Source organism: Arthrobacter sp. AZCC_0090 (assembly GCF_014207375.1).
Taxonomy (GTDB): Bacteria; Actinomycetota; Actinomycetes; order Actinomycetales; family Micrococcaceae; genus Arthrobacter.
The window spans coordinates 303,093-315,689 of record NZ_JACHEE010000006.1 but is presented as its reverse complement, the minus strand read 5'-3'; the positions used below and the strand labels follow the sequence as shown (position 1 = coordinate 315,689).

14 protein-coding genes and 1 pseudogene are annotated in these 12,597 nt (G+C 63.5%); 5 read left to right on the top strand and 10 right to left on the bottom strand.

Going from position 1 to position 12,597, the window contains the following annotated elements:
• The 5 genes and pseudogenes from HNP00_RS12250 to HNP00_RS12230 all read right to left on the bottom strand — a co-directional run.
• Positions 1 to 908: FAD-dependent oxidoreductase (locus tag HNP00_RS12250; RefSeq protein ID WP_184739380.1), on the bottom strand; the 908-nt coding region annotated here is incomplete at its 3' end.
• Between the two features lie 44 nt (positions 909 to 952).
• Positions 953 to 1,069 (bottom strand): annotated as a pseudogene (locus HNP00_RS12245) (IS481 family transposase); the annotation flags it as partial.
• A gap of 63 nt (positions 1,070 to 1,132) precedes the next feature.
• Entirely contained in the window at positions 1,133 to 2,011 is an 879-nt protein-coding gene (locus HNP00_RS12240; RefSeq protein WP_184739378.1) for an alpha/beta fold hydrolase, read from the bottom strand.
• A 13-nt stretch (positions 2,012 to 2,024) separates the two neighbouring features.
• Positions 2,025 to 2,591 carry a TetR/AcrR family transcriptional regulator gene (locus HNP00_RS12235; RefSeq protein ID WP_311770571.1) on the bottom strand — a complete coding sequence of 189 codons (567 nt, stop codon included), beginning with the start codon at positions 2,589 to 2,591 and terminating at the stop codon, positions 2,025 to 2,027.
• Positions 2,592 to 3,280: 689 nt separating this feature from the next.
• Positions 3,281 to 4,231, bottom strand: coding sequence for a YafY family protein (locus tag HNP00_RS12230; protein ID WP_184739374.1), 951 nt, complete (start codon positions 4,229 to 4,231; stop codon positions 3,281 to 3,283).
• A gap of 63 nt (positions 4,232 to 4,294) precedes the next feature.
• Here HNP00_RS12230 and HNP00_RS12225 point away from each other — a divergent pair, with 63 nt between their 5' ends.
• The 5 genes from HNP00_RS12225 (at position 4,295) to HNP00_RS12210 (ending at position 7,830) form a co-directional block, all read left to right on the top strand.
• Complete coding sequence (locus HNP00_RS12225; protein WP_260404925.1) at positions 4,295 to 5,182, top strand: epoxide hydrolase family protein; 888 nt, start codon at positions 4,295 to 4,297, stop codon at positions 5,180 to 5,182.
• Positions 5,152 to 5,451: a hypothetical protein gene (locus HNP00_RS23315; protein ID WP_260404924.1), complete on the top strand. Its 300-nt coding sequence runs from the start codon at positions 5,152 to 5,154 to the stop codon at positions 5,449 to 5,451. The genes HNP00_RS12225 and HNP00_RS23315 overlap by 31 nt, the downstream gene beginning before the upstream one ends.
• A 557-nt stretch (positions 5,452 to 6,008) precedes the next feature.
• A complete protein-coding gene (locus HNP00_RS12220; RefSeq protein ID WP_184739372.1) occupies positions 6,009 to 6,635 on the top strand; it encodes a dihydrofolate reductase family protein in 627 nt (208 codons plus the stop codon).
• Between the two features lie 16 nt (positions 6,636 to 6,651).
• On the top strand, positions 6,652 to 7,236 hold the full coding sequence (locus HNP00_RS12215) for a dihydrofolate reductase family protein (RefSeq protein WP_184739370.1): 585 nt from the start codon (positions 6,652 to 6,654) through the stop codon (positions 7,234 to 7,236).
• A gap of 24 nt (positions 7,237 to 7,260) precedes the next feature.
• Positions 7,261 to 7,830 (top strand): dihydrofolate reductase family protein, encoded by a 570-nt coding sequence (locus HNP00_RS12210; protein ID WP_184739368.1) that lies wholly within the window; start codon positions 7,261 to 7,263, stop codon positions 7,828 to 7,830.
• A 255-nt stretch (positions 7,831 to 8,085) separates the two neighbouring features.
• On the opposite strand, the gene HNP00_RS12205 is transcribed toward HNP00_RS12210, so the two are convergent.
• The 5 genes from HNP00_RS12205 to HNP00_RS12185 form a co-directional block, all read right to left on the bottom strand.
• Positions 8,086 to 8,832 carry a DUF5677 domain-containing protein gene (locus tag HNP00_RS12205; RefSeq protein ID WP_184739366.1) on the bottom strand — a complete coding sequence of 249 codons (747 nt, stop codon included), beginning with the start codon at positions 8,830 to 8,832 and terminating at the stop codon, positions 8,086 to 8,088.
• Between the two features lie 105 nt (positions 8,833 to 8,937).
• The gene (locus tag HNP00_RS12200; protein ID WP_184739364.1) at positions 8,938 to 9,231 is read right to left on the bottom strand and encodes a chorismate mutase; all 294 of its coding nucleotides are present in this window, start codon (positions 9,229 to 9,231) and stop codon (positions 8,938 to 8,940) included.
• 52 nt (positions 9,232 to 9,283) lie between these two features.
• Positions 9,284 to 9,952 carry a hypothetical protein gene (locus HNP00_RS12195; RefSeq protein WP_184739362.1) on the bottom strand — a complete coding sequence of 223 codons (669 nt, stop codon included), beginning with the start codon at positions 9,950 to 9,952 and terminating at the stop codon, positions 9,284 to 9,286.
• Between the two features lie 66 nt (positions 9,953 to 10,018).
• Positions 10,019 to 10,534, bottom strand: a complete 516-nt coding sequence (locus tag HNP00_RS12190) for a GIY-YIG nuclease family protein (RefSeq protein ID WP_221451426.1) — start codon at positions 10,532 to 10,534, stop codon at positions 10,019 to 10,021.
• Between the two features lie 432 nt (positions 10,535 to 10,966).
• Positions 10,967 to 11,158, bottom strand: a complete 192-nt coding sequence (locus tag HNP00_RS12185; protein ID WP_184739360.1) for a hypothetical protein — start codon at positions 11,156 to 11,158, stop codon at positions 10,967 to 10,969.
• Positions 11,159 to 12,597: the final 1,439 nt, after the last annotated feature.

Below are 12,597 nucleotides of genomic sequence, written 5' to 3'. Positions count from 1 at the left end.
GCTGCTGGAGCCTTCACCGAACAACGAGATGCAACTCGCCGCGTCACCGAGCAACACCACGCGGCCGGCAGTCCACCGCGGTACGTCCACGCGGGTGACGGCGTCGAAGTACCTATCGTCGGACGCGCCCCATGCCTCGAGCGCGAGCGTGGTGAGCCATCCGCCCCGGCGTAGGTGGACTCGACGAGGCGTCTGCCTTGTTCCACGTCGCGGTAGTCGAAATCGTGCTGCCCCCGGAAGATGAATGCGAGCCCGGGCTTCCCGCCCGCCGGATGGATGGTCAAGGAGGTTCCCGGTTCGTTGTACAACAGCACGGTGCGCGGATCCTCGATCGGCGCAGGGGCGCGCACGGTGCCCATGAACATGCCGAATGGGCCGGAAAAACGTTCTGCGGGGCCGAATGCCAAGCGCCGAACTGTTGAGTGGAGTCCGTCGGCTCTAACGACCAGGTCGAAGCGACGGGAAGGGGTCCGCTGAAACTTGACGTCGATTCCGCCGCCGTCCTGGTGCAAGGCGGTGATCGAGTCGTCCCGGATGATGAGGCTTGTCTCCTGGGCCTTCTCGAGCAACAGGCCGACAAGTTCATTGCGTGCGACCTCGACCTCCTCGTGGCGGTCGACGCGTTGGCGCGTGGGGGTCGTGGCCTGCGGCCGCCCGTCGGCGTCGACGAAGACCAGGCGTTCGACACCGGCGGCAGCCTCCTCCAGGCGCGACCAGATGCCCATTTGCCGTGCTATAGCGACCGCACCTCCGCGTACGTCGATAGGGTTGCCGCTAGATCGTGTGTTGGCCGCTCGTTCCACGATCGTGACCGACCAACCGGCCTTCGCCAGCCAGTACGCGGCGGTCGAGCCTGCAATGCCGCCGCCGGAGACCAGTATGATTCCATCAGGATCCCGGAACCGCATCCCTGGGCGCTGTTGACTTCTCGTTAACGAAGGATTTCGAGAATGATCTCCGAGACCATGAACATCTTCGCCGCGACCGCGATTGGGTACCCGTCTTCGACGATCAATCGCGCCAACCGCAGTCGGCTGCGCGGTGTAAGAACGGCATTGGCATGCGACACAAGTTCCTCCTCAGGAGTCTTGAGAGTGATCGCCGAACGCAGGCGTGTGGCCCCGCGGTCCGCTTATCGCGTTGTCAGGGCGCGCACGAACTGCGCGATCTCCTGCGGATGGGACTCGGCCATGAAATGGCCGGCGGCGATGGGGTGGAACTGGAAGTCGGGTGCCCAGGCGCGCCAAAGGGCCTCAGGATCGAAGCCGAGCTGGCCGCCCCAGTCCTGCGCGATAGAGGCGACTGGCATCGTCAGCGTGCGCCCCAGCGAGCGGTCGGCCCGGTCGTGGTCGAGGTCTATCCCGGCCGAGGCGCGGTAGTCAGCCACGATCGAGGGAACTGCGACTCGTGAGGCCTCGAGGTAGGCGTCGCGGATCTCGGTCGGCATGGTCGACTCGTCGGCTCCCCAGGCGTCGAGGAAGGAGCCGAAGAACTCGTCGGCCGCGGCAGCGATCATTCGCTCGGGAAGGCCCGCTGGCTGCGCCATGAGGTAAAGGTGCCAGGCTACGGCCGCGTCGACGCCGTGGAGCACGTCCCACATATCGAGGGTCGAGAGCACATCGACGATTCCGAGGTGGCTGATCGCGTCAGGGTGGTCGAGCCCTGCGCGGGCCGCCACGAGCGCGCCGCGGTCGTGCCCGACCAGGGAAAACCGGTCGTGCCCGAGCGCGCTGGCGATCTCGACGATATCGGATGCCATGGTGCGCTTGGAGTACACGTCTGGCGTGGTCGCATCGGGCCTGTCGCTGTCGCCGTATCCGCGCAGATCGGGAACGATGACCGTGTTCGTTGCGGCAAGGTCGGCGGCGACGTGCCGCCACATCAGGTGGGTCTGCGGGAACCCGTGCAGCAGGACGACCGGCGCTCCGGACCCGCCAACGGCAGCGTTGATCACGACCCCGTCGCGGGCGGGGATTCGCTCGTATCGGAAGTTGGGGATGGACGGTGGCATGGAGTGTGGCTCCTCAGTGGATTCGGCCGGAGAATATCCCGGCGTAGTGGACGGGCGAAGTTGACGCGCGGAGCGCCGGAAGGATGACCGAGTCAATGAGCTGTTGCCGGTAGTCCTCGCCGTACGGGAGCCCGTTGAGTGCACGTGTGATCATCGCCGATCCCGCGACCTCGTCGTACGGGAACGGATCCGCGCCCACGGCGAGCTCTCCGCGCAGCGCCGCGCGCTGCGTCACGTCCGCAGGGAGACGAGCGCCGGTCGGCCCCGTCGTGGTCTCGAGGTGATCGCAGAGCTCCGGGTCCGCCAGGCCCGCCTGCAGCAATGTTGCGACAAGGGCCGTGTCGCTCGATGCGAGCGTCTCCGCCAGGATCCGCACGAGCTCGAGGAGATCTCCGCGCAGGGACCCCGTGTCAATCGTGCGACCGCCGCCGGCCGCCGGCATCGCGCGGATCGCCGCGACCACCATGTGGCGCTTCGTGCTCCAGCGTCGGTACAGGGTCGGCTTCGATGCTCCCGCCCGCCGGGCCACGAGCTCGAACGTCACGCCGTCGTAGCCAACCTCGGCCAGCAGCTCAGTCACGACCGCGAGGATCGCGGCCTCCCGTTCCGGGTCTCGTGGGCGCCCTGGGGGCCTGGGCTCATCATTCGGATACGACACGACAAGTATCGTAACTAACCTCGGCGTTCAGAACAACCTGCCTGGACATCACACTTAGCGTGCTCTGACGTCCGTTTCCTCAAGCGACCCGCCTAAGCGCGAATAATCGTGGCGATCCTCCTTCTCAGACCCCACGATTTGCCCCAGAGGACACCTTCAGGGAGTAGTACGGGCCCATATCCGCCCGATTTATCCCGAATACTACGGAGACCCCGTCAAGCCAGCAGGGACGTGACTGGTCCTAGATCAGGCCGTCTCAATGCTCCTGAATCAGGTTGACATAATCACCCTCCAACGCTTGACGAATATAGAAGCATCCAAGCCGTGGTGCTGCTCTTCTTCGGTCTCACTTTGTGCCTTGATGGCGCGGCGCGTCCGATGTGGAAAGGGTCCAAGACGTATCTCCGGCCGCCCTGCGTCCCAAAGATCAGACCTGAATCGTGATGGGACTCGAGATGCCTTTGATTGCCGGCGCCTGTGGTTGCTAACTCGTTGCATCCTTCAGGTCCGACGCGATAGGCCGGCCCGGCGGGGCAGCGAGCCGTAAGCCTTCGACATGACCCGGGCGGTCGATCACCAGCAAAGCCTCCGTCGCCGACCCGGGCGCGGTACTAATCCGTCGCGCTGGCAAGCCGGGCGGCCAGTGACCTGACGTGTTCCACCAGCTCCGGGGGTTCGTGGACATGGAAGTCGAATCCCTGGCTTGCTATGTAGACGGCCAGCTCGTCCAGCGAGTTGGAGCCTGCCCGCAGGGTGCAGCTGTACTCGTCGATTGCTTCCAGTGCTCCGGTGGTGGGGGCGATGCGCTCCGCGGCGGTCTCGGCGCTGACATGCAGGGTGAACCGGGCCTGGTAGCGGTAGGCCGACGTGGAGATCGCACGCGAGGTGTAGCCGCTGATATCGGGCTCCGGCGGGGTGCGCGGGGTGAACCGGGGGCCGGCGGGCGTGCGCGGGTCGAGGCGGTCCACGCGGTAGGTGCGCCAGTCCTGGCGCTCGATGTCCCAGCCGATGAGGTACCAGCGCCGGCCCGTGTGGACCAGGCGGTGCGGCTCGGTGGTGCGGATCCTGCTGGTTCCGTCGTGGCTGCGATAATCGAAGCGCAAGCACAGGGAGTCGCGGCACGCGGCAGCGATAGCGGTGAGAGTGCCCGGGGCCGCGGTGGGACCGGCGTTGGTCAACGGCACCGTCACCGACTGCAGAGCGTTGATCCGGTGGCGCAGCCGGGACGGCAGCAGCGTCTCGAGCTTGGCCAGGGCCCGTACCGAGGTTTCCTCGATTCCGGTGATCGAACCGCTGGCGGCCGTGCGCAGGCCCATCGCGACCGCCACGGCTTCTTCGTCGTCGAGCAGCAACGGCGGCATGTCCGCGCCGGCACCCAACTGGTAACCCGCTGTGCCGGCCGTGGCCAGCACGGGGTAGCCGAGGTTGCGGAGCCGGTCGATATCGCGGCGCACGGTGCGCGGAGTGATTTCCAGCCGCTCGGCCAGTTCGGCTCCGGACCAGGTGCGCCGGGTCTGCAGGAGCGAGAGCAGCCGCAGCAGCCGTGCTGAGGTTTCCCACATGATTTGAACTCTGCCATAGTCCTAGGACCGATACTGACCTAACTGGCTCCTAGGGTTGTGGTTATGGAGATCAACAGCGAAATCAAGCCCTTCACCATCGACATTCCCCAGGCCGAACTGGACGACCTGCGGGAGCGCCTCGCCAGGACCAGATGGACCACAGACCTGCCCGACGTCGGCTGGAGCCGCGGCGTGCCTGCGGCCTATCTCAAGGGGCTGGCCGAGTACTGGCGCGATGCCTACGACTGGCGCGCATACGAGCAGGAGCTGAACAAGTACCCGCAGTTCACCACCGAAATCGACGGACAGAACATCCACTTCATGCACGTCCGGTCGCCTGAACCGGATGCCCTGCCTCTGATCCTGACCCATGGCTGGCCGGGTTCGATCGTGGAATTCCTGCGCGTCATCGGCCCTCTGACCGACCCAAAGGCGCACGGCTGCGATCTTGCGGATGCCTTCCACTTGGTCATCCCGTCGATCCCCGGAAGCGGCTTCTCCGGGCCGACCCGCGAAGCAGGCTGGGACATCAACCGGGTGACCAGGGCATTCGCGGAACTGATGGACCGGCTCGGCTACGAGCGTTACGGGGCACAGGGCGGCGACACCGGCGCAGTCATCTCCCCGGGACTGGGCAGGCTCAACCCCGACAAGGTCGTCGGCGTGCACGCGAACGGGCTCGCCGCGTTCACAGAGGTCAACCCGGACGAGGTTGCGGAACTGACCGAGGCCGAGCGGGCGCGACTGGAGCACCTGCAATACCTGAAGACCGAGCAGTCTGGTTACATGATGATCCAGATCAGCCGGCCGCAGACCCTGGCGCACGGGCTGCACGACTCCCCGGTGGGCCAGCTGGCCTGGATCGTGGAGAGAAGTTTAAGGAATGGACCGACCCTGCCGCGGACCTGCCCGAAGACGCGGTGGACACGGACCTGCTGCTCACCAACGTGATGCTGTACTGGCTGACTGGAACCGCCGGCTCCTCAGCCAACAGCTACTACGAAACGGCACACGCCGGGGCATGGGGAGCCAGCCAGCGTTCCACGGTGCCGACCGGGGTGGCAGTTTTCCCCATGGATGTCTCGATCCGGAGCACCCTCGAGCTCGAACACACCATCATGCACTGGTCTGAATTCGGACGAGGCGGCCATTTCGCAGCAATGGAAGCCCCCGATTTGCTGATCGGCGACGTCCGGAAGTTCTTCAGCACCCTGCGCTGAAACCCCTCCAGGGCTCGATGACGGCCACCGCCAGGAGCCCGGTACACGGCCGTTGCCGACTGCCTAGGGGCCAAACAGGTCCGCAGGTGGGGTCATTCGGTTGGCTCCGCGTCTAAGGAGCCCGGCGTACTGGCTCCCGGCGCGGAGCTATTGGGCGGGTTTCATTGCAGCATCGCGTCTCGGAACATCGGGCCAGTCCACCTCGATTTGATGCGAGTCCTCGAGTAGCAAGGGTGTGCCGCAAGCGGGGTCCAAATCCAGCACAACTACGGGCCGGTTGGGCTGGCTAGCCGGGGGCACCACGCGCGAGATCGTCGAGCACGCATTCGTGAAAGGCAAGGCGTAGCCCAATCAGCCCACCTCAGAGCTGACAGTTTCCGAGTCACATCAGGTCAGGGAGGGTCTCGAGGACGAGCGCCTACTTGGCGGCAAGTCAGCCGCAGTTCCATGCCTACTCAGTTAAGGTCAAGCGTGCTTCACTTCTTAAGGTACATATCGAGCAATCAGCCGGCGCGCATCCCAACGCGACCGCCGCCATGAGACGAGGAACCACTGCCATGGAGCTGAAGGTCAACATCCAGGTGTCCGTCGACGGCGTCTACCAGTCCAACGGCGGACGTCATCCCGACTTCGACCCGGGCATGGAGAGAGGCGGCTGGGCCAGGCCGCTGTTCGACGACGAGTCGCTGGCCTACGTCGGGGACTACTACCAGCGCGCCGACGCGTTCCTTTTCGGCCGACGCACGTACGAGATGTTCGCCTGGTCCTGGGGAACCGGCACCTGGGGCTCCGACCAAGGCGACAACCCGATCTCCACGGCCTTGAACACCAGGCCGAAGTACGTTGCATCCACCACCCTCACCGACCCGGCCTGGGCGAACACGACCGTGCTCTCCGGGGACCTCGCCAGCGCGATCCGCGAGCTCAAGACCCCGCCCGGCGGCGAACTGCAGGTGCACGGCAGCGGCGCACTCGCCCGCTGGCTGCTGGCAAACGACCTCGTCGACGAGCTCACCCTTCTCGTGTGCCCCGTGATCGTCGGACAGGGCGCGCGGCTGTTCCCCGAACAGGGCCCCGATCTGGCGCTCGAACTGGTAGCGACGCGGGCCTTCCCGAAGGGAATCATCCTGCAGACGTACCGGCCCGCCGGAGTCCCCCGGTACGCGTCCGACCCCACCGAGTGAGAATCAGGAGACCATCATGACTGCCATCCACACCTGGGACTTGTTCACCACCCTCGACGGCTTCGGCTCGTACAACGCCCACGGCGGCTGGGGCGGTTACTGGGGCAAACAAGGTCCCGAGTTCCTGGATCGTCCCGTCGCGCAGTACGGCGAGGAACTGCGGCTGGTCCTCGGAGCGAACACGTTCCGGATGTTCCAGCGGTTCCTCGGAACGCTCATCCGGGATTCAGAGGCCATCGATCCCGTGAACACCAGGATGAAGCACCAGCCCACGACGGTGCTCTCGTCTACCCTGGAAGAGCCTCTCGACTGGCCCGATGCGACTCTGGCACGCGGCGACGCCGCCGATGTCGTCGCACGGCTCAAAGATGAATCCGAGATCCCGCTTCGCTCGCACGGTAGCCTCTCGCTGAACCGGACCCTCATGGCTGCCGGCCTCGTCGATCGGCTCCAGGTGACGATCTTCCCGGTGATCAGCGGCCAGACCGGAGACGCACCGATCTTCGCCGGTGCCGCCGACTTCGACCTGGAGCTGATCGAGAGTCGTACGCTCGACGGCCGCACCCATGAACTCCTCTACCTTCCCACTCGGCATCACTGATAGAACACCGCGAGGAGAATCACCATGAGCAAGGCCATCCTGTACATGTCGATGTCCCTCGACGGCTACATCGCAGGTCCCGACGATGGCCCGGACAACGGGCTCGGAACCGGCGGTCTCCGACTTCACGAGTGGCTGGGCGAGCCCGTCGCCGACTATCCCCATTTCGACCCGGCGGGGGTCAGCGGGCAGGTACTCGCCGAGTCAATGGCGACCGGCGCGGTCGTCGTCGGCCGCAAGACCTTTGACTACGCCGGCCACTGGGGCGGCGACCACCACGGCGTGCCCATCTTCGTGCCCACCCGTGGCCCCGTGCCCGAGCCACAGAGCGGCTGGGTCCACTACGTGCACGACCCGGCCACGGCGGTCCGCGAGGCCAAGGCGGCCGCCGGTGACCGGGACGTGATGGTGCACGGGGCCGGGCTCGCCCAGTCCCTTCTCCGGGAGGGCCTGCTCGATGAGCTGGAGATCCATCTGATCCCGGTGCTGCTCGGTGGGGGACGGCGACTATTCGGCGCAGAACGCTCCGAACTGGAGCTGACGCGCGTAATCGACGCACCCGGCGTAACGCACATGCACTACCGGGTGGCCTAGCGCCTCCGCCGGCTCGGCCGAGCAGCCCCGGATCGACACGGTCGTTCTGATGTGGAAGGACTGACCGCAATCAACGGACGCATACGGCACGATTACCCTCGTGGAGACTCGAGACTCTGGAGAAGCGTGAACCTGAAGACTGGGACCCCGATCAGGCCAAGTAGGCTCTCTTCTCCCCTCAACGCCGTTGATTGACGCCCGGGAGTTTGGGTCCTCTCGAAAGGAGGCCTGCCGCTGCCCTTGCAGGGGCAGGCTTCACTCCGTCAGAGTGAAGTCGATGCCAGTTTCCAGGAGCGCCTTCATGGTGGTCAGCCGACCGCTAAAGGGTTCGTCAATGAGCATCTTGTTGACTGCGTTGACAGCCCACACAAAGGGCGCAACCGCGGTACCCATGTGGTCATTCAGCGCCTGGTGTCGCGCAGGGAAATATACGCCGACTTCGCCAGCGTCATCTTCGTCTATATAACTGTTGGAAACTCCCAGGGAAGCGTGGCTGTATTCACTGTACATCCTGTAGATGACGTAGAGGGGTGTTGCGCCGGTGTCCAGAGACTTAACCATCTGCGAGAAGTACCTCGCCTGCTCTGCCCGGTCGTTTTTCGGGTGCGGCTCCTGCTCACTGACCTTCGCAATCGTCTGGCTCAATTCTTCGTTTGAATCGAACCCCTTCATTTCGTTAGCAAGTGCCTTCTTCTGCCTCTGTTCGTCCCACCGCAACGCTTCGAAGCCGTCCAGACCCGTGAGCGCCAGCCATACGCATGTAACGCCGACTTCGAAGATGGAACGGGCGAGGATGCCGCGCGCGATGCGGTCAGCTGGGATGGTGTTCAGGTAGGTGCGCATGCACTCTGCCGCGGCGTTAGTGAACCCCACACAGTTGAGAAAGGAGTTGACGTCGTCGCCGTCGTCCTTCCTGGCTCTGAGGCCGGACTGAGTGAACCAGTCCTCGATCAGCAATTCAACGTGCCGCTGTAGGTTGGCGTCGGTTGTCGTGAAAGTCATTCTTCTGCCTTGTCTTTGAACCGATACCCCGGTGTTTCTGGAACCGTCGGCGGTTCCCGCCCACCGATGTCCTCCGGCAGGTCAGCGACGGCGGCCTTCGGCAACCTAGCTGGGCCCTTTGTATGTCTCGTGAACCGACAGTTCCAGATCAATAAATGCTGCGATCATTGCGCGGTACGTTCGCTCAACAACATCAAGAGATGCACCAGAGGCCTCAGCGAGGGCACGTACCTTGGAAATGACCTTCTCCACTCGATCGGGTGCTCGGACATCATCACGATCCGTCTTCAACTTGCCAGCCTCCTGGACCCAATGTTGCCGCCGGGAAACAAGTTCAACGATGTGTCGATCCAACTCATCAATTTCCGCCCGGACGTTCTCCATACCAAGGTCTGTCATGCGGCCAAGACTACTGAGAGACCCTCCGCAGCCCAAGTCGGATCGCCGTGGCTCAGTTTTCCCCGAAGATGAGCTGTTCGACCTGCTCGGGTTCGATGCTCAGGTCACGAGCCCACTCGGCCATGCCTTCTGTGTACCTGCGGTAGCTGTCGGCGCTGTGCCAGGTCAGCCAGAGCGGGCCGATCTCCGTGAAGTGGTTCCCGAACCATCGTGCGACGATGCTGTCCAGGATGGGGGTGGTGGCGACCTTGTCGGAGGCCTTGGTAGCGAAGCTGATGAACTTCGTCGCGAATGCCGGCCCCCACTGCTTGAAGAAGTCACGGTCGCCGCGGCGTCGATCGACGATGTGCTCGAAAGCGGCGTTCCCTCCATCGTTCATCGCAATCCCAGCGAGCGTGTGCAGGTCAGCCGCAAAGTGCTTCCCGCTCTCGGGGTCTGTATTCAGCCGGATGACCCGCTCAGCGCGGTAGGGGCCGAAGCCGGTCCTGGCGTAACCCCAGAGGTAGCTGGCAATGTAAGCAACGAGGGCAGAGGCCGGGTTGTGGATGAATTTGAATGACTCCAGGACGCCAGCGCGGTCAATGGGGTTCGGAAGAGCTTCGAGAATGCTTGCGCTCCCGAGGTACCTCTGCCAGTTCGTCTTCTTCCACTCAAAGGGTGCCTGTGACGGGCGAGCCTTGGCTTCCCAATTCTCGAATCTTGTCCTTAAATCATCTGGCACAGCTGGCATGATGGTGTCCCCCCAGTAGATAGTCCACTTACTTTCGCACAAACCGTCCGTGATTGATCAGTTCCTGTTGAGACCGAATTGTCGCGTCATCAATGCGTCTTTGCAATGGGACTCCGCTGCGTCGACATCGCTGGAGGGCGTACTGGGACCGAACACACGCAGGAGGCTGAAGATGAAAAGCCGTGCATGGTCTGTCTTGACCGCTTCTCCGGCTGCGCTGTCGTAGGCAAGCGCTCGGAGTTCGACGTTCCCGCCGTGGCCATCTCGCGCGTAGTCCGTCCACCGTCCAGGAATCCGCTCAGAACCATCGGCCTTGCCGACATACTGCTTGCCGTTGGTGGAGTCCGTGATGAGGTAGATGCCCTGCACTTCCTTCAAGGCAGCGCGCCAATCGGCGTAGCGGGCGTTCTCCACCATCTCCTGCAGCTCGTGGTATTTGAGCAGTACGCCGTCGAACCCCGGGAAGGGAACCTTGTCCCGGTCGGCGATTTCCAACACCGGCAACTTCGGGGCCCTCGTGGCGCGTCGGTGCCAGTTCCGCGGGCTGTCCCATTCGATCACGAGCCCGGTCATTCAGGGGTGCAATGAAATCCGACAAGCGCAGGTCGAAGACCCGGTTCACCTCAGTGCGCTCTGCGATTACCTCGCCGTGGTTCTCAAAGGTGCCCCACAGCCGGGAGCGGCGTTTGCCGTCGGCGATGAGGATCATCCAGTAGAGGGGAGGGTTTGTGGGGAATTGCCGGGGTGAGAGACCCTGCTCCCTGGTGTAAGCGAGGACCCGTTCCTCGGTCAGGTCTTCGGGACCGCGCAACGCACCGGGGTCGCCGGGCCTGAAAGCATGGCGGATCAGCAATACATCCTCCGGGCGGACCGCAGGGTCGCAGTCTGCGCCCATGCCGGTCAGCACATGACCGAGCGTGAGGGACGGGCGCGAAGCCGGCATCGCAGAAACTGTTGTCTCTGCAGCTACGTCAAGAACAAGATCAGACACGGAAACACCTTATGTCACAAGCCGGGCTCGGCTTTGGTGGCACGCAGCTTATTCGTGACCGGCCGGGACCCGCAGCTGCATTTGGAGACTGCGGTGGGGCGGCTGAGCATGCTGACCTCCACTGCAGCGTCGAGGTCCGTTCGCACGTCGCCCACGGCGAACCCGGGCAGCAGCCCGGCCGGGCTCGGGCAGGCGGGTATCAGCACGGGTTGCCGGCTTCCTTGCTATCGTATTCGTCCAGCAATTCCCTCTCGCCTTTCCTACTCCCCCGCTTCGCACTCCCTCACGCCTGTCACGGCGGGAAAAGTAGCCCACCAATGTTACTAATGAGGTGGGTCATTACCGTGCCACAAAGACGTCCATGAATAGGTCAAAACCCGCGTAATTCCGGGGATTTTGGTACCCACCTCCTATATCAACTTTGGTGCAACGGAGTTCTCGTGGTCGCTCCAAAACGGCAGTGAGGTGGGTAGGACTGGTGGTCTTCATGGCAGCCTCAAGGTTTTCATCAAGTCGTGCGGTGCCGCCCGTAACCATGTCCGACACACGTCCCGCAGCATCCGCATCCAACATTCAACCGAAACGCTGAATCATGGCGTGGCCCGGGGCTGGTCCGAATTCCCACCCGAACGGGACGCCATGTGGCGTCCCCGCCACTTGAAGGGGTCACGCTGCCTCTCGTTCTGCCGCTTCATTGTCGCCGGGCAGGTCCTTCGCGCAACCAGGGCGCTTCGCGCCGGTGGCAAGCGAAAAATTTCGTTCGGCGCTCCTAGGTCGCTTATTTCCTCACGAAGTTTTTCCTTCCCACCGGTCCCCCAAGTTGCACTCCGGCCCCTATACTCGGCGGTTGGTCCCCTACCAGAACGCCACCCAACCCCAAACGGCCTTGGTCATTGTCCGAGCTAGGGTGTTCACAGCCAAAGGATCATGTTGCCTCGTCACGGGGCCGACATGAATCGCAGGAGGCCACGAACGGTGGCCCCAAAACGGGAAGAAGGAGAGGCTCAGTGCAAACGATTCGACCCGCACCCCGGAAGATCCTCGCATTGCTTCGGCAAGTCATGTTGCCACCCGATCGATCGACCATGAACAAGTAGAAAGCAACACGGGCCAGCGTTACCTGAGAAAGGAGGAAAGCCATGCGCACGACATGACTCCCGGAAAAAGAAGCTGGAAACGGTTTGATTCTCGTCATATCGCCCGGACCAGGACCGCCCATGAAGAAGTGCTGATCACCCCAACAGCGGACCACCGAAGGGAAAGGAGGAAGCCGGCCATAGCAGCGGCCACCACCAAAACTCCATAATCTGTACACATCAAAAAGATGATTTGTACACAGTCAGAGGCCAAAAAGGGCCCCTGAGGTGGGAAACGCTGTGCCCGAGGTGGGACTCGAACCGAATTCCCGCCCTTGATACTCAGCCCCTCCCCCGAAAACATCCCCAATCCGAGCCAGTCCGACCGATGTACGACCCAGTCCGACGGCAAGAGTGTGCACATTGCGCACACTATCTGTTTTCCATCCTGTTCGATGCCGCGGCCGACGTCATGGCCACAGCCTAATTTCCCGGGCCGCGTAGCGTTTGAGGCGGCGCATGATTTCCCGCTTGCTCTTGCCCTCCGCGGTGCGTTCGGCCACGTACCC